The organism is Streptococcus sp. D2, assembly GCF_006385825.1.
Lineage (GTDB): Bacteria > Bacillota > Bacilli > Lactobacillales > Streptococcaceae > Streptococcus > Streptococcus shenyangsis.
This window is the reverse complement of the sequence record NZ_VFSI01000017.1, coordinates 24031-45860: the sequence shown is the minus strand read 5'-3', so window position 1 is coordinate 45860 and position 21830 is coordinate 24031. Positions and strand designations below refer to the sequence as shown.

At 41.3% G+C, this 21830-nt stretch carries 23 protein-coding genes and 11 tRNA genes; 33 read left to right on the top strand and 1 reads right to left on the bottom strand.

Annotated elements, in window-relative coordinates:
• The first annotated feature begins 53 nt into the window (after positions 1-53).
• The 19 genes from FJR73_RS09355 to pcp all read left to right on the top strand — a co-directional run bounded on the left by FJR73_RS09355 (position 54) and on the right by pcp (position 9223).
• Positions 54-126, top strand: a tRNA-Val gene (locus FJR73_RS09355).
• 5 nt (positions 127-131) lie between these two features.
• Positions 132-202 (top strand) — tRNA-Gly (locus FJR73_RS09350).
• Between the two features lie 34 nt (positions 203-236).
• A tRNA-Ile gene (locus FJR73_RS09345) sits at positions 237-310 on the top strand.
• Positions 311-392: 82 nt separating this feature from the next.
• Positions 393-482, top strand: a tRNA-Ser gene (locus FJR73_RS09340).
• A gap of 10 nt (positions 483-492) precedes the next feature.
• A tRNA-Met gene (locus FJR73_RS09335) sits at positions 493-566 on the top strand.
• Positions 567-569: 3 nt separating this feature from the next.
• A tRNA-Phe gene (locus FJR73_RS09330) sits at positions 570-642 on the top strand.
• 12 nt (positions 643-654) lie between these two features.
• A tRNA-Tyr gene (locus FJR73_RS09325) sits at positions 655-735 on the top strand.
• 4 nt (positions 736-739) lie between these two features.
• Positions 740-810 (top strand) — tRNA-Trp (locus tag FJR73_RS09320).
• A gap of 14 nt (positions 811-824) precedes the next feature.
• Positions 825-897: transfer RNA gene (locus FJR73_RS09315), tRNA-His, on the top strand.
• 13 nt (positions 898-910) lie between these two features.
• Positions 911-982: transfer RNA gene (locus FJR73_RS09310), tRNA-Gln, on the top strand.
• A gap of 9 nt (positions 983-991) precedes the next feature.
• Positions 992-1075 (top strand) — tRNA-Leu (locus FJR73_RS09305).
• A gap of 101 nt (positions 1076-1176) precedes the next feature.
• Positions 1177-2454 carry a gamma-glutamylcysteine synthetase gene (locus FJR73_RS09300; protein ID WP_140834609.1) on the top strand — a complete coding sequence of 426 codons (1278 nt, stop codon included), beginning with the start codon at positions 1177-1179 and terminating at the stop codon, positions 2452-2454.
• Between the two features lie 75 nt (positions 2455-2529).
• Complete coding sequence (thrC, locus tag FJR73_RS09295) at positions 2530-4014, top strand: threonine synthase (RefSeq protein WP_140834608.1); 1485 nt, start codon at positions 2530-2532, stop codon at positions 4012-4014.
• Positions 4015-4074: 60 nt separating this feature from the next.
• Entirely contained in the window at positions 4075-5355 is a 1281-nt protein-coding gene (locus FJR73_RS09290) for an MATE family efflux transporter (RefSeq protein ID WP_140834607.1), read from the top strand.
• A 3-nt stretch (positions 5356-5358) separates the two neighbouring features.
• Complete coding sequence (locus FJR73_RS09285; RefSeq protein ID WP_140834605.1) at positions 5359-5979, top strand: HAD family hydrolase; 621 nt, start codon at positions 5359-5361, stop codon at positions 5977-5979.
• Positions 5980-6144: 165 nt separating this feature from the next.
• Complete coding sequence (locus FJR73_RS09280) at positions 6145-7347, top strand: LysM domain-containing protein (protein WP_140834604.1); 1203 nt, start codon at positions 6145-6147, stop codon at positions 7345-7347.
• 320 nt (positions 7348-7667) lie between these two features.
• Positions 7668-8093, top strand: a complete 426-nt coding sequence (locus FJR73_RS09275) for a MarR family winged helix-turn-helix transcriptional regulator (protein ID WP_181146635.1) — start codon at positions 7668-7670, stop codon at positions 8091-8093.
• A 10-nt stretch (positions 8094-8103) separates the two neighbouring features.
• On the top strand, positions 8104-8466 hold the full coding sequence (locus FJR73_RS09270; protein WP_140834603.1) for a DUF1304 domain-containing protein: 363 nt from the start codon (positions 8104-8106) through the stop codon (positions 8464-8466).
• A 112-nt stretch (positions 8467-8578) separates the two neighbouring features.
• The gene (pcp, locus tag FJR73_RS09265) at positions 8579-9223 is read left to right on the top strand and encodes a pyroglutamyl-peptidase I (RefSeq protein WP_140834602.1); all 645 of its coding nucleotides are present in this window, start codon (positions 8579-8581) and stop codon (positions 9221-9223) included.
• Positions 9224-9248: 25 nt separating this feature from the next.
• Here pcp and FJR73_RS09260 read toward each other — a convergent pair whose 3' ends face one another.
• Positions 9249-10106, bottom strand: a complete 858-nt coding sequence (locus FJR73_RS09260) for a DUF975 family protein (RefSeq protein WP_140834601.1) — start codon at positions 10104-10106, stop codon at positions 9249-9251.
• 116 nt (positions 10107-10222) lie between these two features.
• On the opposite strand from FJR73_RS09260, the gene tgt reads away from it, so the two are divergent.
• From tgt to FJR73_RS09190, 14 genes are all read left to right on the top strand, one after another.
• Positions 10223-11365 (top strand): tRNA guanosine(34) transglycosylase Tgt, encoded by a 1143-nt coding sequence (gene tgt, locus FJR73_RS09255; RefSeq protein ID WP_001285237.1) that lies wholly within the window; start codon positions 10223-10225, stop codon positions 11363-11365.
• Positions 11366-11465: 100 nt separating this feature from the next.
• Complete coding sequence (locus FJR73_RS09250; protein ID WP_140834599.1) at positions 11466-13283, top strand: acyltransferase family protein; 1818 nt, start codon at positions 11466-11468, stop codon at positions 13281-13283.
• 151 nt (positions 13284-13434) lie between these two features.
• Positions 13435-14586, top strand: a complete 1152-nt coding sequence (nagA, locus tag FJR73_RS09245; RefSeq protein ID WP_001134549.1) for an N-acetylglucosamine-6-phosphate deacetylase — start codon at positions 13435-13437, stop codon at positions 14584-14586.
• Between the two features lie 190 nt (positions 14587-14776).
• The gene (locus FJR73_RS09240; protein ID WP_140834610.1) at positions 14777-15142 is read left to right on the top strand and encodes a DUF1033 family protein; all 366 of its coding nucleotides are present in this window, start codon (positions 14777-14779) and stop codon (positions 15140-15142) included.
• 76 nt (positions 15143-15218) lie between these two features.
• A complete protein-coding gene (comGA, locus tag FJR73_RS09235) occupies positions 15219-16160 on the top strand; it encodes a competence type IV pilus ATPase ComGA (protein WP_140834598.1) in 942 nt (313 codons plus the stop codon).
• The gene (gene comGB / locus FJR73_RS09230) at positions 16108-17124 is read left to right on the top strand and encodes a competence type IV pilus assembly protein ComGB (RefSeq protein ID WP_140834596.1); all 1017 of its coding nucleotides are present in this window, start codon (positions 16108-16110) and stop codon (positions 17122-17124) included. The genes comGA and comGB overlap by 53 nt, the downstream gene beginning before the upstream one ends.
• 1 nt (position 17125) lies before the next feature.
• Positions 17126-17452, top strand: coding sequence for a competence type IV pilus major pilin ComGC (gene comGC / locus FJR73_RS09225; RefSeq protein ID WP_000738642.1), 327 nt, complete (start codon positions 17126-17128; stop codon positions 17450-17452).
• Positions 17445-17849, top strand: a complete 405-nt coding sequence (comGD, locus tag FJR73_RS09220; protein ID WP_258190707.1) for a competence type IV pilus minor pilin ComGD — start codon at positions 17445-17447, stop codon at positions 17847-17849. The genes comGC and comGD overlap by 8 nt, the downstream gene beginning before the upstream one ends.
• On the top strand, positions 17812-18114 hold the full coding sequence (gene comGE / locus FJR73_RS09215) for a competence type IV pilus minor pilin ComGE (RefSeq protein ID WP_000413380.1): 303 nt from the start codon (positions 17812-17814) through the stop codon (positions 18112-18114). The genes comGD and comGE overlap by 38 nt, the downstream gene beginning before the upstream one ends.
• On the top strand, positions 18077-18538 hold the full coding sequence (gene comGF / locus FJR73_RS09210; protein ID WP_140834591.1) for a competence type IV pilus minor pilin ComGF: 462 nt from the start codon (positions 18077-18079) through the stop codon (positions 18536-18538). Before comGE ends, comGF begins: the two co-directional genes overlap by 38 nt.
• Positions 18516-18929 carry a competence type IV pilus minor pilin ComGG gene (gene comGG, locus FJR73_RS09205; protein WP_140834589.1) on the top strand — a complete coding sequence of 138 codons (414 nt, stop codon included), beginning with the start codon at positions 18516-18518 and terminating at the stop codon, positions 18927-18929. The genes comGF and comGG overlap by 23 nt, the downstream gene beginning before the upstream one ends.
• A gap of 32 nt (positions 18930-18961) precedes the next feature.
• Positions 18962-19549 carry a class I SAM-dependent methyltransferase gene (locus tag FJR73_RS09200; RefSeq protein WP_140834588.1) on the top strand — a complete coding sequence of 196 codons (588 nt, stop codon included), beginning with the start codon at positions 18962-18964 and terminating at the stop codon, positions 19547-19549.
• Positions 19550-19609: 60 nt separating this feature from the next.
• On the top strand, positions 19610-20563 hold the full coding sequence (locus FJR73_RS09195) for a class I SAM-dependent methyltransferase (RefSeq protein WP_140834586.1): 954 nt from the start codon (positions 19610-19612) through the stop codon (positions 20561-20563).
• A 49-nt stretch (positions 20564-20612) separates the two neighbouring features.
• Positions 20613-21803, top strand: a complete 1191-nt coding sequence (locus tag FJR73_RS09190; protein ID WP_140834584.1) for an acetate kinase — start codon at positions 20613-20615, stop codon at positions 21801-21803.
• The last annotated feature ends 27 nt before the right edge of the window (positions 21804-21830 follow it).

Genomic DNA, 21830 nt, shown 5'->3' with positions numbered 1-21830 from the left:
CCGGAAGTAGTTGGGGGTTGCCCCCTGTGAGATATGGAAGTCGCTTAGCTCTAGGGAGTTTAGCTCAGCTGGGAGAGCATCTGCCTTACAAGCAGAGGGTCAGCGGTTCGATCCCGTTAACTCCCATTTTAGCGGGTGTAGTTTAGTGGTAAAACTACAGCCTTCCAAGCTGTTGTCGCGAGTTCGATTCTCGTCACCCGCTTTGAACTTTGTTCTTTGTACCAAGTTTTTAACTTGGGCGCGTAGCTCAGGTGGTTAGAGCGCACGCCTGATAAGCGTGAGGTCGGTGGTTCGAGTCCACTCGTGCCCATAGTGTTTAGTCCACTACTTAGCGATTGAAATATTATCTTTTCACTAAGAGGACACGGGCTTGTTCCCGTATAAACTATTTTGGAGGATTACCCAAGTCCGGCTGAAGGGAACGGTCTTGAAAACCGTCAGGCGTGTAAAAGCGTGCGTGGGTTCGAATCCCACATCCTCCTTTTTTATTAACGCGGGATGGAGCAGCTCGGTAGCTCGTCGGGCTCATAACCCGAAGGTCGTAGGTTCAAATCCTGCTCCCGCAATAAGGCTCGGTAGCTCAGTTGGTAGAGCAATGGATTGAAGCTCCATGTGTCGGCGGTTCGATTCCGTCTCGCGCCATTTATATATTTTGGAAGGGTAGCGAAGAGGCTAAACGCGGCGGACTGTAAATCCGCTCCTTCGGGTTCGGGGGTTCGAATCCCTCCCCTTCCATTTTACGGGCATAGTTTAAAGGTAGAACTAAGGTCTCCAAAACCTTCAGTGTGGGTTCAATTCCTACTGCCCGTGTTAATAGAATTATGGCGGGTGTGGTGAAGTGGTTAACACACCAGATTGTGGCTCTGGCATGCGTGGGTTCGATCCCCATCACTCGCCTATTTTATATTATTGGGGTATAGCCAAGCGGTAAGGCAAGGGACTTTGACTCCCTCATGCGTTGGTTCGAATCCAGCTACCCCAGTTACTATTTGCCGGCGTGGCGGAATTGGCAGACGCGCTGGACTCAAAATCCAGTGTCCGCAAGGACGTGCCGGTTCGACCCCGGCCGCCGGTATAGTATAGAGTTAAGGAACGTTGATAAATCTTCGTTCCTTTTTGTATTATTTTTGGTATAATAATAGTTATTTAAAATTTATTATGAAAGTGTAGGGAAGTATGTCTCGTTCTATCGATTTATTAAAGCATCGGTATTTGAAAAATATCAAAGAAAATCCTGAATTGTTTGTCGGGATTGAGCTGGAATATCCTGTTGTAAACTTGGAAGGGAATACTGCAGATGTTGAAGTTATCAAGGAATTATTCCGATATTTAGTTTCTGCTTTGGATTTCGATGTTGAAAAGGTAGATGATTTTGGCAATCCTATCCAGTTAGTAGATCCGATAAGTCAGGATGCTATTTTATTTGAAGTTTCCTATACTACGATTGAATTTGCGTTTGGTAAGGTTAAAGAGATTCAAGAGGTAGAGAATCGTTTTAATAATTATATGAATGTAATTCAGAGAAAATTAAGTGAATCAAATCATGCTATTGTTGGCTGTGGCATTCATCCTAACTGGGATAAAAATGAGAATTGTCCAGTTGCTTACCCACGGTATCGCATGTTGATGGACTATTTGAATTTGAGTAGAAATGTGACTAAATCAGAGTTGCATCATTTCCCTGAATATGGTGCTTTTATCTGTGGGAGTCAGGTTCAGCTTGATGTTTCAAAATCTAACTACTTACGGGTGATTAATGCTTTTACTCAAATTGAAGGGCCTAAGGCGTATTTATTTGCCAATTCTGAGTTTTCAGGTGAGGATTGGGATACGAAAATTGCAAGGGATATTTTCTGGGAAGAGTCTATGCATGGTATCTATCCAGAAAATGTCGGTGTCAATTCTAGGCTCTTTAAAGATGAGGATGATTTTTTTGACTATCTCGATCATTCTGCAATTTTTACTGCGGAACGTGATGGACAAACCTATTATTTTTATCCTATTCAGGCAAGCAAGTACCTGACTACACCTGAAATCCAAGCATATGCTCTTAATGGGGATGTGATTCTTATTTACCCTCAAGAGAAGGATTTTGAAACACATCGTAGTTATCAGTACCAAGACTTAACGACTCGCGGAACAGTTGAGTTTCGTAGTGTGTGTACTCAGCCTCTAGAGAGAACTTTCGCTTCTGCCGCCTTTCACTTGGGATTGTTGGTTAATTTAGATAAGTTAGTAGCTTACTTAGAAACAGCACCTTTCTTTAAGAAATTTGGTTGTGATTATAAGTTTTTAAGACGACAATTTTCTAAGAAAAAGCTTACAGATCAGGAAGAAACTGCGATTATTGAATTTTCCAAAGACTTACTCCTACTAGCTGAGGAAGGGCTAGTGATGAGAAATAAGCAAGAAATGATTTATTTAGAGCCTTTGAAGAAAGAATTGAGCCTATAATTTCTCTTATAAAAGGAGAATTTTCTGAAAAATCATGATATAATGGATGAGACTATAGATAAAGGATAGAGAGTAATGACATTAGTTTATCAATCAACGCGTGATGCCAACAATACAGTAACTGCTAGCCAAGCTATTTTGCAAGGTTTGGCAACGGACGGTGGTTTGTTTACACCACTTATTTATCCAAAGGTAGATTTGGATTTTGCAAAATTGAAAGATGCTTCCTATCAGGAAGTTGCTAAGTTAGTTTTGTCAGCATTTTTAGATGACTTTACAGCTGAAGAGTTGGACTACTGTATCAACAATGCCTACGATAGCAAATTTGATACTCCAGCTATTGCACCATTAGTGAAATTAGATGGGCAATACAATTTGGAACTTTTCCATGGTTCAACGATTGCCTTTAAGGATATGGCCTTGTCTATCTTGCCATACTTTATGACGACTGCTGCTAAGAAACATGGTTTGGAGAATAAGATTGTTATCTTGACAGCGACATCTGGCGACACGGGGAAAGCTGCTATGGCAGGATTTGCAGATGTCCCTGGTACTGAGATTATCGTCTTTTATCCAAAAGATGGTGTCAGCAAGGTGCAAGAGTTGCAAATGACCACGCAGACTGGTGACAATACTCATGTTATCGCTATTGATGGTAACTTTGACGATGCGCAAACAAATGTGAAACATATGTTTAACGATGTGGCTCTTCGTGAAAGATTAGCGGCCAACAAGTTGCAATTTTCATCTGCTAACTCTATGAATATCGGTCGTTTGGTGCCACAGATTGTTTATTATGTTTATGCCTATGCTCAGTTGGTTAAGACTGGAGAGATTGTGGCTGGTGAAAAGGTCAACTTCACAGTACCAACAGGAAACTTTGGAAATATCTTGGCTGCCTTTTATGCCAAGCAAATTGGTCTACCAGTTGGTAAATTGATCTGTGCTTCAAATGACAACAATGTTTTGACAGACTTCTTCAAGACACGTGTTTACGACAAGAAGCGTGAGTTTAAGGTAACAACTAGTCCATCTATGGATATCTTGGTATCTTCAAACTTGGAGCGTTTGATTTTCCATCTTTTGGGTAATGATGCGGTTAAAACAGCTGAACTCATGAATGCCTTGAACAAGCAAGGACAATATGAGTTGACAGACTTTGATGCAGAGATTCTTAACCTCTTTGCAGCTGAATATGCGACTGAGGAAGAAACAGCGGCAGAAATCAAGCGTGTTTATGAGTCAGATTCTTATATCGAGGATCCACATACGGCGGTTGCCTCGGCAGTTTATAAGAAATACCAAGTGGCTACTGACGATGTTACTAAGACAGTGATTGCTTCAACAGCTAGTCCTTACAAGTTCCCGGTGGTTGCAGTTGAAGCAGTAACAGGAAAAGCAGGCTTAACTGACTTTGAAGCTTTGGCTCAATTGCATGAAATCTCAGGAGTGGCTGTGCCATCAGCAGTTGATGGCCTTGAAACAGCGCCAGTTCGTCACAAGACAACTGTGGCGGCTGCGGATATGCAAGCAGCGGTTGAGGCTTATTTAGGACTTTAAGACGGAAGGAGTAAACTCGGTTGGGAAACCAACTGAGTTTCTTTTCATCAGGAGGAAGGATTGTTTAAGAAAAATAAAGACATTCTTAATATTGCTTTGCCAGCTATGGGCGAAAACTTTTTGCAGATGCTCATGGGAATGGTGGACAGTTACTTGGTAGCCCATTTGGGCTTGATAGCCATTTCGGGTGTATCAGTCGCTGGTAATATCATCACCATTTACCAGGCGATTTTCATCGCTCTGGGAGCTGCTATTTCCAGTGTTATTTCAAAAAGTTTAGGGCAGAAGGATCAGTCTAAGCTAGCCTATCATGTGACTGAAGCCTTGAAGATTACCCTACTAGTAAGTTTCCTTTTAGGATCTTTGTCCATCTTCGCTGGAAAAGAGATGATAGGACTATTGGGAACGGAGAGGGCTGTAGCTGAGAGTGGTGGACTGTATCTATCTTTGGTAGGCGGATCGATTGTTCTTTTGGGCTTGATGACCAGTCTGGGTGCCTTGATTCGTGCAACGCATAATCCACGTCTGCCTCTCTATGTTAGTCTCTTATCAAATGCTTTGAATATTCTCTTTTCCAGTCTAGCTATTTTTGTTCTGGATATGGGGATAGCTGGTGTTGCTTGGGGAACTATTCTGTCTCGCTTGGTAGGTCTTGTGATTTTATGGTCGCAATTAAAGTTGCCTTTTGAGAAACCGACTTTTGGTTTAGATAAGGAACTATTGACCTTAGCTTTGCCAGCAGCTGGAGAGCGGCTTATGATGCGGGCTGGTGATGTCGTTATCATTGCCTTGGTCGTTTCTTTTGGAACGGAGGCAGTTGCTGGGAATGCAGTCGGAGAAGTCTTGACCCAGTTTAACTACATGCCTGCCTTTGGCGTCGCTACGGCAACGGTCATGCTGGTAGCTCGAGCAGTTGGAGAGGATAATTGGGAAAGAGTAGCTAGTTTGAGCAAGCAAACCTTTTGGCTTTCTCTGGTCCTCATGTTACCCTTGACCTTCAGTATCTACGCTTTGGGTGTACCATTAACTCATCTCTATACGACTAATCCTCTAGCGGTGGAGGCTAGTGTTCTAGTGACACTGTTTTCACTACTTGGTACTCCTATGACGATAGGAACAGTCATCTATACAGCAGTCTGGCAGGGTTTGGGCAATGCTCGGCTTCCCTTTTATGCGACAAGTATAGGAATGTGGTGTATCCGCATTGGAACAGGATATCTGATGGGGATTGTGCTTGGTTGGGGCTTGCCTGGTATTTGGGCCGGAACCCTTTTGGATAATGGTTTTCGTTGGTTATTTCTACGTTACCGTTACCAGCGTTATATGAGCTTGAAAGGATAGGAAATGCAAAAAACAGCTTTTATTTGGGATTTAGACGGGACTTTATTGGACTCTTACGAAGCAATTTTGTCAGGGATTGAGGAAACTTTTGCTCAGTTTTCTATTCCTTATGATAAGGAGCAGGTGAGAGAGTTTATCCTCAAGTTTTCTGTGCAGGATTTACTTGTGCAGGTGGCAGAAGAGAGAAAGCTGGATGTGGAAGTGCTAAATCAGGTGCGTGCACAGAGTCTGGCTGAGAAGAATGCTCAGGTAGTTTTGATGCCAGGTGCGCGTGAGATGCTAGCTTGGGCAGACCAAGCAGGAATTCAGCAGTTTGTTTACACTCATAAGGGAGACAATGCTCTTACCATTCTCAGAGACTTGGGTTTGGAATCTTATTTTACAGAGATTCTAACCAGTCAGAGTGGCTTTGCTCGCAAGCCTAATCCGGAAGCGGCTACCTATCTGTTAGACAAGTATCAGTTGGATCCTGAGAAAATCTATTATATAGGGGATCGGACTCTGGATGTGGAATTTGCCCAGAATAGTGGTATTCAAAGTATCAACTTTTTAGAGTCGACTTATGAAGGTAATCACAGGATTCAAGCGTTAGCAGATATTTCCCATTTTTTTGAGGCTGAGTGATAAAAAGATTGTGTCAATTTTGTGACAGAGACCTAACAAACTATTTCAAGTAATCGAGTTTGTTACAAGGAATAGACAGTTCTGTTAAATAGGCCCGAGAGGGCTTTTTTTCTGCATTTTTTGTGTTATGATAGACAGGTACTCATTTGAAAGGAATTTGAAAGAATGAAGAAAAGAATATTATTAGCCTCAACAGTAGCCTTGTCCTTTGCCCCAGTATTGGCAACTCAAGCAGAAGAAGTTATTTGGACTGCACGTAGTGTTGAGCAAATCCAAAACGATTTGACTAAAACGGACAACAAAACAAGTTATACCGTTCAGTATGGTGATACCTTAAGCACCATTGCAGAAGCTTTGGGTGTAGATGTCACAGTTCTTGCGAATTTGAATAAAATCACTAATATGGACTTGATTTTCCCAGAAACTGTTTTGACAACGACTGTCAATGAAGCAGAAGAGGTAACGGAAGTTGAAATCCAAACTCCTCAAGCAGACTCTAGTGAAGAAGTGACAACTGCGACAGCAGATTTGACAACCAATCAAGTGACGGTTGATGATCAAACTGTTCAGGTTGCAGACCTTTCTCAACCGATTGCAGAAGCTCCAAAAGCGGTAGAAACTACAAGAACAAAAGAAGTGGCAACAAGTTCAGAAGTTGCAGAGACGGTGACTGCTTTAGAAGAAGTGACACCATCTACAGGAACTTCTGTCCCAGAGGAGCAAACAGCCGAAACAAGTAGCGCAGTCACAGAAGCAGCTCCTCAGGAAACGACTCCAGTTGATAAAGATGAAACACAGGCCAGTCCTCAAGCTGCTTCAACAGTGGCACCAACTACAACACCAGTAGAAGAAAAAGCGCCTGAAACAACTGCAACAAGTTCAGAAGAAGCAAAAGAAGCCTCATCAAATGAAGCTACAACAGCAGTTTCTACTTATCAACCAGAAGAGACGAAAACAACTTCAGCAACTTACGCAGCTCCAGCAGCGCCCGATTATGCTGGACTTGCGGTAGCAAAATCTGAAAATGCAGGCCTTCAACCACAGACGGCTACCTTTAAAGAAGAAATCGCCAACTTGTTTGGCATCACATCCTTTAGTGGTTACCGTCCAGGAGACAGTGGAGATCACGGAAAAGGTTTGGCTATCGACTTTATGGTACCAGAAAGCTCAGAACTAGGGGATAAGATTGCGGAATACGCTATTCAAAACATGGCCAGCCGAGGAATTAGTTACATCATCTGGAAACAACGTTTCTATGCTCCATTCGATAGTAAATATGGACCAGCTAATACTTGGAACCCAATGCCAGATCGTGGTAGCGTGACAGAAAACCACTATGACCACGTTCACGTTTCAATGAATGGATAAACCAGATTTTATAATATAATGTTGACGAATGAGATTTAGCTTTCATGATAGGAAGCGAGTCTCGTTCGTTTTTTTCTCTGTCATACTCTTCGAAAATCTCTTCAAACCACGTCAGTTTTATCTGCAACCTCAAAGCTGTGCTTTGAGCAACCTGTGGTTAGCTTCCTAGTTTGCTCTTTTATTTTCATTGAGTATCAATTTGAATGGGAAATGGAAAGTTAGCATCTAGTAATGACTCAAGCAACATTCTTGTAATCTATTTTATCTTATATTATACCTGATTAGTCAACTATTGATAGATTAATTTAAAGGAGAAAGAAATGCTAGAGATTCAAGATTTACTGTATCAACTCCGCTTGTCTGAGCAAGCGAGTACGCAATTGTTTGAAAAAAGACTTGGGATTAGTTTGACACGGTATCAGATTTTATTATTTTTGCTGAAGCATTCTCCCTGTAATCAAATAGCGGTTCAGGAGCGTTTGAAGATTGATCAGGCTGCTTTGACCCGACATTTCAAAATTCTGGAAAAGGAAGGTTTGGTGGAGCGTCATCGTAATCCTGAAAATCAGCGAGAAGTCTTGGTAGAGGCTACGAAATATGCCAAGGAGCAGTTAGTGGTGAATCCCCCTCTGCAACATATAAAGGTTAAGGAAGAGATGGAAAGTATCTTAACAGAGTCTGAAAGAACAGAACTCAGCCGTTTAGTAAATAAATTGGTTTTGGGTATTGGAAATATAGAAATTTAAGGAGAAATAGATGTCAATTATGACAACCATTTCAGCAACGATTGTTGCTTTGGAGCATTTTTTCATTTTTTATTTGGAAAGTATTGCAACGCAATCAGATGCGACTAGTCGTGTCTTTAACATGGACAAGGAAGAACTGGCTCATCCGTCAGTAAGATCATTGTTTAAAAATCAAGGAATTTATAATGCTCTGCTAGGATTCTTTCTTCTGTATGGCATTTATTTTTCACAGAATTTAGAAATTGTGACTATTTTTGTTTTATTTGTGATTGGGGCGGCGGCTTACGGCTCTCTAACAGCAGATAAGAAAATTATTTTGAAGCAAGGTGGACCAGCTATTTTAGCCTTGATTAGTATTTTACTCTTAAAATAAACTTGAAGGTCAATCCTAGTCTCGCTAGTCCTTTTCACTCCAGAAGAAGAGAAATATGTTATACTTGTTTTTAAGAAAAAAGTCTCATTGAATTAGTTTTGAGGAGTTAGAAATGAAAGTATTAGTGACAGGTTTTGAGCCCTTTGGAGGGGAAAAGGTCAATCCAGCTTTGGAGGCCATTAAAGGTTTGCCATATGAAATCCATGGCGCTGAGGTCAGCTGGTTAGAAGTACCAACAGTCTTTCACAAATCGGCCCAAGTATTGGAAGAAGAGATGAGTCGTTATCAACCTGACTTTGTCCTTTGTATCGGTCAAGCTGGTGGAAGATCTAGTTTGACGCCTGAACGAGTGGCTATAAATCAAGACGATGCACGCATTCCTGATAATGAAGGAAATCAACCGATTGACCTTCCTATTCGTCCAGATGGTGCTCCGGCCTACTTTAGTAGTTTGCCGATTAAAGCGATGGTTCAAGCTATAAAAAAAGAGGGATTGCCGGCCTCTGTTTCTAATACGGCAGGGACTTTTGTCTGCAATCATTTGATGTATCAGGCCCTCTATTTGATAGAAAAGAAATTTCCACATGTTAAGGCAGGTTTTATGCATATTCCTTATATGATGGAACAGGTGGTGAATCGACCGACTACCCCAGCTATGAGTTTAGTAGATATTAGGCGAGGGATAGAAGCGGCAATCGGGGCTATTATCGAACATGGAGATGAGGACCTCAAGTTGGTAGGCGGAGAAACTCATTGATAGAAAAAAGCTTGAGGGGTTACCTTCAAGCTTTTGGACGTTTTCGAGCCAGTACTGCTCGGTAGAAAATTATTTTATTGATTTGAATGTAGGGTAGGAGTGAGAAACTAGCAATTCCAAAGGTAATCCAATTGAGGAAGTACCAAGGAAGGAGTTGTAGGTCTAGAATAAAGCGCTGAAATTTGTAGCCTTTCATCAGGAAACGGCTGGTTTTAAGGATTTGCCCTGGTTTAGCTTGGCCCAAGTCTAGGGTGTCACAGAGGAGAAATTCTACCTGTGAATAGGCATAGTATTGTGGGATATAGAGACTATTTCCGACAATCATCAAGAGGATGCTTGCTAGAAAGTAGAGACCAAAGGTCATGAGGAAGCGCTCGGTTTCAATTGACGTGAGATCCAGATTAGGAAATTCAGGGTGAAGGACAACGAATTTCTTTGCTAGAAAGCTACTGTAAAAAAGAAAGTAAATTCCGAGTAAACTAGGAATGCTCCATAAGAAGAGATAGAAACGTTTGAGAAGAAGGGTCAAAAAGGTTTGTGAAAAGTGCTCTTCGTTAAAGAGAGTGAGATTATTTTTGATGGATAGTTCTGTATCTGGGTTCTTTATAAGTTTTAGCGTTGTATAGACGGAACTGGTTAGAAGAATAGCTCCGATAAAGGAGACTAATAGTGGGAAAAGGTAGGCTTGGGATATATGGCCAAACACGCTTAAAAAGGGTTGTTCTAAAACACTCTCGTTTATGCGCTCTAAGGGATTGAGGAAGCCAGACAAAATGACCAGCATGCTAGGTAAGAGATAGACGAGAAAGAGGCGGGGATTTTCAGCCTGAAATTGTCTGGCTTGCAGACGAACGGTTTTTAAATCAATTTTTGGGTATTTCATTCTCTCATTATACCATAGTTCGTGACAGTTCCGGCTTTTTTTGATAAAATCATACAGTATGCCCTTGGGCACAAAGTATGAACTGGGACTGTTTTTCCCAGCTTCGGAGGTAAAAAATGTCAGATTCACCAATCAAATATCGTTTGATTAAGAAAGAAAAACACACGGGAGCTCGTCTGGGAGAAATCATCACTCCCCACGGTACCTTCCCGACGCCTATGTTTATGCCAGTTGGAACTCAAGCCACTGTCAAAACTCAGTCACCTGAAGAATTGAAGGAGATGGGTTCGGGAATTATCCTATCAAACACCTATCATCTCTGGCTTCGCCCTGGAGATGAACTCATTGCACGTGCAGGTGGTCTCCACAAGTTCATGAATTGGGACCAGCCTATTTTGACAGATAGTGGTGGTTTTCAGGTTTATTCCTTAGCAGATAGCCGCAATATCACAGAAGAAGGGGTAACCTTTAAAAACCATCTCAATGGTTCGAAGATGTTCCTATCACCAGAAAAAGCCATCTCTATTCAGAACAATCTAGGTTCAGACATCATGATGTCCTTTGACGAATGTCCTCAGTTTTATCAACCATACGACTACGTTAAGAAATCAATCGAGCGTACCAGTCGTTGGGCTGAGCGTGGTTTGAAGGCTCACCGTCGTCCGCATGACCAAGGGTTATTTGGAATTGTGCAAGGGGCAGGATTTGAAGACCTTCGTCGCCAATCAGCTCATGATCTTGTCAGCATGGACTTTCCAGGTTACTCTATCGGTGGTTTGGCAGTGGGAGAAACCCATGAAGAGATGAATGCTGTCTTGGACTTCACAACTCAACTGCTTCCTGAAAATAAACCTCGCTATTTGATGGGTGTGGGAGCGCCAGATAGCTTGATTGATGGAGTGATTCGTGGGGTGGATATGTTTGACTGTGTCTTGCCGACTCGAATCGCTCGTAATGGGACTTGTATGACCAGTCAAGGTCGTTTGGTTGTCAAAAATGCCCAGTTTGCTGAGGACTTTACACCACTGGATCCTGAGTGTGATTGCTACACATGTAAGAACTACACACGCGCCTACCTTCGTCACCTGCTCAAGGCTGATGAAACCTTTGGTATCCGCTTGACTAGCTATCACAATCTTTACTTCTTGCTTAATCTGATGAAGCAAGTGCGACAAGCCATTATGGATGACAATCTCTTGGAATTCCGTGAGTATTTTGTGGAAAAATATGGCTATAATAAGTCAGGCCGTAATTTCTAAAACGGAATAGATATAAGCTAAAAATCCTAAGTTTTCTCTTGGGATTTTTCTTCTTTTTTTGATAGAATAAAGTGTACAATGAAAGGAAGAATAAACTCGTATGCGCATTAAATGGTTTTCCTTGATTAGGATTACAGGTTTACTTTTGGTACTCTTGTATCACTTCTTTCAGACCATCTTTCCTGGAGGTTTTTTCGGGGTAGATGTCTTTTTCACATTTTCAGGCTTTCTGATTACAGCTCTACTCATCGAAGAATTTTCTAAAAATCATGAAATTGATTTGGTTGGATTTTTTAGGAGACGCTTTTATCGTATTGTGCCACCTGTGGTTTTGATGGTCTTGGTGACCATGCCCTTTACCTTCCTAGTTCGCCAAGATTATGTGGCTGGAATTGGGGGTCAGATTGCGGGTGTTTTAGGCTTTATGACCAACTTCTATGAACTTCTAACAGGTGGGAGTTATGAATCTCAGTTCATTCCACATTTGTTTGTTCATAATTGGAGCTTGGCTGTTGAGGCTCACTACTATATCCTCTGGGGCTTGGCAGTTTGGTTCTTATCCAAACAGGCTAAATCAAATGGTCAGTTGAAGGGAATGGTCTTTCTCTTGTCTGCTACTGCCTTCTTGATCAGCTTCTTCTCTATGTTTATTGGTAGTTTTCTAGTAACCTCTTATTCCTCTGTTTACTTCTCCAGTTTAACTCATGTCTATCCATTCTTTTTGGGAAGTGTGTTAGCAACTATCGTAGGCGTTCGTCAGACGACTTCCCTCGTCAAGCAGTTGGATAGAATCTGGGATTTACGAAAGACCCTGTTGGTTTTTGGAGGAGGTTTTGGCTTCTTACTCATTTTGACCTTCTTTGTCAAATTTACCTATCTCTTTGCCTATCTTATTGGCTTCTTACTTGCCAGCCTTGCAGCCCTTGCTATGATTCTGGCGGCGCGTGTCTTACATGAAAAGACTCCTAACGTGCAGGAGCCAAAGATTATCAGCTTTTTAGCGGATACTAGCTATGCGGTTTATCTTTTCCATTGGCCTTTCTATATCATTTTTTCACAGTTGACATCAAATCTTCTTGCTGTGTTATTAACTTTGATTTTTTCTTATGGATTCGCCAGCCTATCATTTTATGTATTGGAGCCGTGGATTGCAGGCAAGAACACACCTGTTTTACAAACTATTCGTCCCCTGCCTTATATTCACGCAATCCTTGCAGCAAGTACTGGAATTTTGGCCTTCATTGTCTTCTTAGTGACTTTGTTGGCACCACAAGTGGGAGCGTTTGAGACAGACTTAACTGTCAATGGTTTGAAGCAAGCTGCAACAAATATTAGCCAAACCAAGGTGATGACAGAACGAGCAGAAGCTGATAGTTTAGGAATTGCTGATGGCACTATGTTAATTGGTGATTCGGTGGCTTTAAGGGCAAATACAGCCCTACAGACAACCCTTCCTGGAGCACAGATTAACGCGCAGGTCAGCAGAACAACCAAGACCGCCAATGAAATCATGCTAAATAATAGCCAGAATAAATTTTTACCTAAGATGGTGGTCATTGCAACAGGGGTAAATAATCCTGAAAGTTACAAGGAAGATTGGGATAGTATCGTGAAAAATCTTCCTAAGGGACATCATATGGTTTTGGTGACTCCTTATGAAGGAGATAAGACAAAAGAGACCTATGCAATCGTTGAGAAGGCTGCTGCCTATATGAGAGAATTGGCAGAGAAGACTCCTTATATCACCATTGCTGATTGGAATCAAGTTGCTAAGGAACATCCAGAGATCTGGACAGGAACAGACCAAGTCCATTTCGGAAGTGACACTAGCAAAATTGAAGCAGGAGCAAAATTGTATGCAGAGACCATTGCTACAGCTTTGCAAACAGCTCAAGACAAGCCAGTCAAATCAAAATAACGTGTATTTAAAAGAGAAGAGTTGGAAAAATCCAGCTCTTTTAAAATATCTCTAGAAAATAGGTCTATACCATTTACAAATGAATCAGAAAGGTTTATAATGTAATTGACATAATAAATATCAAAAGTAATCTTTTAAGGAGGTCATTATTATGCCTAATTACGTTAAAGCGGATCAGTTTTTCTATCCATTTGGCATTCGTCGCGGTGGGTACTTAGAACTTGTTGATGGCAAATTTGGGAAACATGTGGATCAAATTCCTGAAGGAGCAGAGGTTCTTGACTATACTGGTTATAGCATTGCACCAGGTCTTGTGGATACTCATATTCATGGATATGCAGGTGTAGATGTGATGGACAACAACATTGAAGGTACATTGCATACTATGAGTGAAGGACTTCTTAGTACCGGTGTTACCAGTTTCTTGCCCACAACTTTAACAGCCACTTATGAGCAATTGCTTGCAGTCACTGAAAATCTTGGAAACCATTATAAAGAAGCAACAGGTGCTAAGATTCGTGGGATTTATTATGAAGGTCCATATTTCACAGAAACTTTTAAGGGGGCACAAAATCCAACTTATATGAGAGACCCGGGTGTTGAGGAGTTTCATTCTTGGCAGGATGCTGCAAAAGGGATGCTAAATAAAATCGCTATTGCACCAGAACGTGATGGGGTGGAAGATTTTGTACGTACTATTACAGGTGAAGGTGTGACAGTTGCACTTGGACACTCAGATGCGACATTTGAACAAGCTAAGAAGGCAGTTGATGCTGGAGCTAGTGTATGGGTACATGCCTATAATGGGATGCGTGGGTTAACACACCGCGAACTAGGTATGGTAGGAGCTATGTATGAGCTCCCACATACTTACGCAGAATTGATTTGTGATGGTTATCACGTAGATCCAAAAGCTTGTGAGATTTTACTTAAGCAAAAGGGGACAGAAAACATCGCTCTTATTACGGACTGTATGACAGCTGGTGGGCTTGAAGACGGTGACTATATGTTGGGAGAATTCCCTGTTGTAGTAGCAAATGGAACTGCACGTCTCAAATCTACTGGTAATTTGGCAGGTTCTATCCTCAAACTTAAAGATGGTATGAGAAATGTAGTCGAGTGGGGTATTGCGAATCCGCATGAAGCAGTCATGATGGCCAGCCTTAACCCAGCAAAATCTGTTCACATTGATGATGTCTGTGGCCAAATCCGTGAAGGTTATGATGCAGATTTTATTGTTTTAGACAAAGATTTGGAATTGGTAGCTACGTATCTAGATGGTGTGAAACGTTATCAAGCATAAGAGAGAAAGCAGAAGTTAGAGATTAGCTTCTGCTTTTTTATTATGTGACTATTAGTCCGTAAGGCAGCAGATCAAATTCAGTCATCCATCAGATGGCTGGATTTTTTATCTGGAAATTAAGAAATGAGCATATTTCTTTTCTTGTTTAATGGAATTAGTTATAATATACGGTACAAAGGAATGAATGAATATGTATCGTGTTATAGAAATGTATGGAGATTGTGAGCCTTGGTGGTTCTTAGAAGGTTGGGAAGAAGATATTGTAGCAAGTAGAAAATTTGACCAGTATTATGATGCTCTCAAATACTACAAAACTTGCTGGTTTAGATTGGAACAAGAATCCCCTCTTTATAAAAGCAGAAGTGACTTGATGACCATTTTTTGGGATCCAGAAGACCAACGCTGGTGCGATGAATGTGATGAGTATTTACAACAATACCATTCTTTGGCTCTTTTGCAGGATGAGCAGGTTATTCCAGATGAAAAATTACGTCCAGGCTATGAAAAACAAACAGGTAAGGAAAGGCACCGTTCTTGCCGTGTGAAATTAAAATAGAGAAAAAGTAACTTTTTTTGAAGTTGCTTTTTATTTTTTCCAAATCTTTGCGAATAGTATAGGTGAGGAGGTAAGTATGGTTCAAGAAATTGCACAAGAAATTATTCGTTCGGCTCGGAAAAAAGGGGCGCAGGATATTTATTTTGTTCCTAAGTTAGATGCCTATGAGCTTCATATGAGGGTAGGAGACAAGCGCTGTAAAATCGGTTGTTATGATTTTGAAAAGTTTGCGGCTGTCATCAGTCACTTTAAGTTTGTAGCGGGTATGAATGTGGGAGAAAAGCGACGTAGTCAACTTGGTTCCTGTGATTATGTCTATGACCAGAAGATGGCATCCTTGCGTTTATCTACTGTAGGTGATTATCGAGGGCACGAGAGTTTAGTTATTCGCTTGTTGCACGATGAGGAGCAGGAGTTGCATTTTTGGTTTCAGGATATTGAAGAACTGGGCAAGCAGTGCAGGCAACGTGGTCTCTATCTCTTTGCTGGTCCAGTCGGTAGTGGCAAGACGACCCTGATGCATGAATTGGCCAAGTCTCTCTTTAAAGGACAGCAAGTTATGTCCATAGAAGATCCTGTCGAAATCAAGCAGGATGACATGCTCCAGTTGCAGCTAAATGAAGCAATCGGACTGACCTATGAAAATCTGATTAAGCTTTCCCTACGTCATCGACCAGATCTCTTGATTATCGGAGAAATTCGGGACAGCGAGACGGCGCGTGCAGTGGTTAGAGCTAGTTTGACAGGTGCGACAGTCTTTTCAACCATTCATGCCAAGAGTATCCGAGGTGTTTATGATCGTCTGCTGGAGTTGGGTGTGAGTGAGGAGGAATTGACAGTCGTTCTACAAGGAATCTGCTATCAAAGATTAATCGGGGGAGGAGGAATCGTTGACTTTGCAAACAAAGACTATCAAGAACACCAGCCAACTAGCTGGAATGAACAGATTGACCAGCTTCTTAAAGATGGACATATCACAAGTCTTCAGGCTGAAAGGGAAAAAATTAGCTACAGCTAAGCAAAAAAATATTATCACATTGTTTAACAATCTCTTTTCCAGCGGTTTTCATCTGGTGGAGACTATCTCCTTTTTAGATAGGAGCGCTTTGTTGGATAAGCAGTGTGTGACCCAGATGCGCACGGGCTTGTCTCAGGGGAAATCATTCTCAGAAATGATGGAAAGTTTGGGCTTTTCAAGTGCCATTGTCACTCAGTTATCCCTAGCTGAAGTCCATGGGAATCTCCACCTGAGTTTGGGAAAGATAGAAGAGTATCTAGACAATCTGGCCAAGGTCAAGAAAAAACTAATTGAAGTAGCGACCTATCCCTTGATTTTGCTTGGTTTTCTTCTCTTAATTATGCTGGGACTGCGTAATTACCTACTACCACAACTGGATAGTAGCAATATCGCCACCCAAATTATTGGCAATCTGCCACAAATCTTTCTAGGAATGGTAGGGTTTGTTTCAGTAGGTGTCCTTTTATCACTAACTTTTTATAAAAGAAGTTCAAAGATGCGCGTCTTTTCTATCTTAGCACGCCTTCCTTTTCTTGGAATCTTTGTCCAGACCTATCTGACAGCTTATTACGCGCGTGAATGGGGCAATATGATTTCACAGGGGATGGAGCTGACGCAGATTTTTCAGATCATGCAGGAACAAGGTTCCCAACTCTTTAAAGAAATCGGTCGAGATTTAGCTCAAGCCCTACAAAATGGCCGCGAATTTTCTCAAACCATAGCAACCTATCCTTTCTTTAAAAAGGAGTTGAGTCTCATCATCGAGTATGGGGAAGTCAAGTCCAAGCTGGGGAGTGAGTTGGGAATCTATGCTGAAAAAACTTGGGAAGCCTTTTTTACCCGAGTCAATCGCACTATGAATCTGGTGCAGCCACTGGTTTTTATCTTTGTGGCTCTGATTATCGTTTTACTTTATGCGGCAATGCTCATGCCCATGTATCAAAATATGGAGGTAAATTTTTAAAATGAAAAAAATGATGACATTCTTGAAAAAAGCTAAGGTTAAAGCTTTTACATTGGTGGAGATGTTGGTGGTCTTGCTGATTATCAGCGTACTTCTCTTGCTCTTTGTACCTAATCTGACAAAGCAAAAAGAAGCAGTCAATGACAAAGGGAAAGCTGCTGTTGTTAAGGTGGTGGAAAGCCAGGCAGAGCTTTATAGCTTGGATAAAAATGAAGATGCTAGTCTAAGCAAGTTACAAGCAGATGGGCGAATCACAGAAGAACAGGCTAAAGCCTATAAAGAATACTATACAAAAAATGGAGGAAAAAATCGTACAGTCAATGATTAAGGCCTTTACCATGCTGGAAAGTCTCTTGGTTTTGGGACTTGTGAGTATCCTTGCCTTGGGCTTGTCTGGAACTGTCCAGTCCACTTTTGCAGCGGTAGAGGAGCAGATTTTTTTTATGGAGTTTGAAGAACTCTATCGGGAAACACAAAAACGCAGTGTAGCCAGTCAGCAAAAGGCTAGTCTGAACTTAGATGGGCAGATCATTAGCAATGGCAGTCAAAAGTTGACAGTTCCTAAAGGAATTCAAGCACCATCGGGCCAAAGTATTACATTTGACCGCACTGGGGGCAATTCGTCTCTGGCTAAGGTTGAATTTCAGACCAGTAAAGGAGCGATTCGCTATCAATTATATCTAGGAAATGGAAAAATTAAACGCATTAAGGAAACAAAAAATTAGGGCAGTGATTTTACTGGAAGCAGTAGTTGCTTTAGCTATCTTTGCCAGCATTGCGACGCTTCTTTTGGGACAAATTCAGAAAAATAGGCAAGAAGAAGCAAAAATCTTGCAAAAGGAAGAAGTCTTGAGGGTAGCCAAGATGGCACTGCAGACAGGTCAAAATCAGGTAAACATCAACGGAGTTGAGATTCAGGTGTTTTCTAGTGAAAAGGGATTGGAGGTCTACCATGGTTCAGAACAGTTGTTGGCTATCAAAGAGCCATAAGGTCAAGGCTTTTACCTTATTAGAATCCCTGATTGCCTTGATTGTCATCAGTGGAAGTTTACTCCTCTTTCAAGCCATGAGTCAGCTTCTCATTTCAGAAGTTCGCTACCAGCAACAGAGCGAGCAAAAGGAGTGGCTCTTGTTTGTGGATCAGCTGGAGGCAGAATTAGACCGTTCGCAGTTCGAAAAAGTAGAAGGCAATCACCTCTATATTAAGCAGGATGGCAAGGATATCGCTATAGGTAAGTCTAAATCGGACGATTTTCGGAAAACCGATGCCAGTGGACGAGGCTATCAGCCTATGGTTTATGGTCTCAAATCAGCTCAAATTACAGAGGACAATCAACTGGTTCGTTTTCGTTTTCAATTCCAAAAAGGCTTAGAAAGGGAGTTCATCTATCGTGTGGAAAAAGAAAAAAGTTAAGGCAGGTGTTCTCCTCTATGCAGTCACCGTGGCTGCTATCTTTAGTCTTTTGTTACAATTTTACTTGAACCGACAAGTCGCCCACCATCGAGACTATGCTTTAAATAAAGAAAAGCTGATTGCTTTTGCTATGGCCAAACGAGCCAAAGATAAGGTTGATAAGGAAAGTGGGGAACAGACCTTTAATCTGGGTCAGGTGAGTTATCAAAATAAGAAAACAAGCTTGGTGACAAGGGTTCGTACACAAAAGAGTCAATATGAGTTCCTATTTCCTTCAGTCAAAATCAAAGAAGAGAAAAGAGATAAAAAGGAAGAGGTAGCGATCGATTCAAGCGAAAAAGTGGAGAAGAAAAAATCAGAAAAGAAGCTTGAAAAGAAAGAGAATTCCTAGCTAATCAAGCTACTTTGTGCTAAACTAAAAGCATGAAACATGATTTTAACCACAAAGCAGAAACTTTTGATTCCCCTAAAAACATTTTCCTTGCAAACTTGGTATGTCAAGCAGTTGAGAAACAGATTGATGTTTTATCAGACAAAGAAATTTTAGATTTCGGTGGTGGCACGGGTCTACTATCCTTGCCCCTAGCCGAGCAGACCAAGTCTGTAACATTGGTGGATATTTCGGATAAAATGCTGGAACAAGCTCGTTTGAAAGCGGAGCAGCAAGACATCAAGAATATCCAGTTTTTGGAGCAGAATTTACTGGCAAAACCCTTGGAACAAGAGTTTGATCTTATTGTTGTTTGTCGGGTTCTTCATCATATGCCTGATTTGGATGCGACTCTCTCACTGTTTCATCAACATCTGATAGAAAACGGACAACTTTTACTTGCTGATTTTACCAAGACAGAGGCTAACCATCATGGATTTGATTTAGCTGAACTGGAAAAACAGCTAATTGAGCATGGTTTTTCATCTGTACATAGTCAGATTCTCTATAGCGCTGAAGACCTGTTTCAAGGAAATTACTCAGAACTCTTTTTAACAGTAGCCCAAAAATCACTCGCCTAGTCAGGGAGTGATTTTTCTATAAGGATGGAAAAAAGAAGGGAAATTTGATAAGATAGGAATATGGATTTTGAAAAAATTGAACAAGCTTATACCTATTTACTAGAGAATGTCCAAGTCATCCAAAGTGATTTGGCAACCAATTTTTATGACGCTTTGGTGGAGCAAAACAGCATCTATCTGGATGGTGAGACTGAGTTAGAGCAGGTCAAGGAGAACAATCAAGCCCTTAAGCGTTTAGCGCTACGCAAAGAAGAATGGCTCAAGACCTACCAGTTTCTCTTGATGAAGGCTGGGCAAACAGAACCATTGCAGGCCAATCACCAGTTTACACCAGATGCTATTGCTTTACTTTTGGTGTTTATTGTGGAGGAATTGTTTAAAGAGGAGGAAATCACTATCCTCGAAATGGGTTCTGGCATGGGGATTCTGGGCGCTACTTTCTTAACCTCTCTTGCTAAGAAAGTGGATTACTTGGGAGTGGAAGTAGATGATTTGCTGATTGATTTGGCAGCTAGTATGGCAGATGTAATTGGTTTGCAGGCTGTCTTTGTCCAAGGAGATGCCGTTCGTCCACAAATGCTCAAAGAAAGTGATGTGGTCATCAGCGACTTGCCTGTTGGCTATTATCCTGATGATGCCGTTGCGTCGCGTCATCAAGTTGCTTCTAGCCAAGAACATACTTACGCCCATCACTTGCTCATGGAACAAGGGCTTAAGTACCTCAAGTCAGATGGATACGCTATTTTTCTAGCTCCGAGTGATTTGTTGACCAGTCCTCAAAGTGACTTGTTGAAAGGCTGGTTGAAAGAGGAGGCAAGTTTGACTGCCATGATTAGTTTGCCTGAAAATCTCTTTGCTAATGCCAAACAATCCAAGACGATTTTTATCTTACAGAAGAAAAGTGAAATAGCAGTAGAACCCTTTGTTTATCCACTTGCTAGTTTGCAAGATGCAAGTGTTTTAATGAAATTTAAAGAAAATTTTCAAAAATGGACTCAAGGTACTGAAATATAAAATAGATTTTGTTATAATAGATGAAAACGCTTAAAAGAGGAGTCTTGTTATGACAAAAACAATTGCAATCAATGCAGGAAGTTCAAGTTTGAAATGGCAATTATACTTAATGCCCGAGGAAACAGTGCTAGCCAAAGGCTTGATTGAACGTATCGGTTTGAAAGATTCAATTTCAACTGTAAAATTTGACGGCCGTTCTGAACAACAAATTTTGGATATTGAAGATCATACACAAGCCGTTAAAATCTTGTTGGATGACTTGATTCGTTTCGACATTATCAAGGCTTATGATGAGATTACTGGTGTTGGCCACCGTGTTGTTGCAGGTGGAGAATATTTCAAAGAATCAACAGTTGTTGAGGGAGATGTTTTAGAAAAAGTTGAAGAGTTGAGCTTGTTGGCTCCTCTCCACAACCCAGCCAATGCAGCAGGTGTTCGTGCCTTCAAGGAATTGTTGCCAGACATTACCAGTGTAGTTGTTTTTGATACTTCATTCCACACAACTATGCCAGAGAAAGCTTATCGCTATCCATTACCAACAAAATATTACACAGAAAACAAGGTTCGTAAATATGGTGCCCATGGTACAAGCCACCAGTTTGTAGCAGGAGAAGCTGCAAAACTCTTGGGACGTCCATTAGAAGACTTGAAATTGATTACTTGCCACATCGGTAATGGTGCTTCTATTACAGCTGTTAAGGGTGGTCAATCTGTGGATACTTCAATGGGATTCACTCCACTTGGTGGTGTGATGATGGGAACTCGTACAGGAGATATTGACCCAGCTATTATTCCTTACCTAATGCAATATACAGAGGACTTTAATACGCCAGAGGCTATTAGCCATATTCTCAATCGTGAGTCAGGACTCCTGGGAGTTTCAGGACAGTCTAGTGATATGCGTGATGTGATTGCTGCTAAAAAAGAAGGAGACCATGATGCTACCTTAGCATATGAAATCTATATTGACCGTATCCAAAAACATATTGGGCAGTACCTTGCAGTCCTAAATGGTGCAGATGCTATTATCTTTACAGCGGGTGTAGGAGAAAATGCAACCGATGTACGTGAAGATGTTATTTCAGGTATCTCTTGGTTTGGTTGTGACGTTGATCCTGAAAAGAATGTCTTTGGAGTGACGGGAGATATTTCAACCGACGCAGCGAAGATCCGTGTCTTGGTTATTCCAACAGATGAGGAATTAGTTATTGCCCGTGATGTTGAACGTTTGAAAAAATAAGTAAAACTAGTAAAAATATTCCGTACA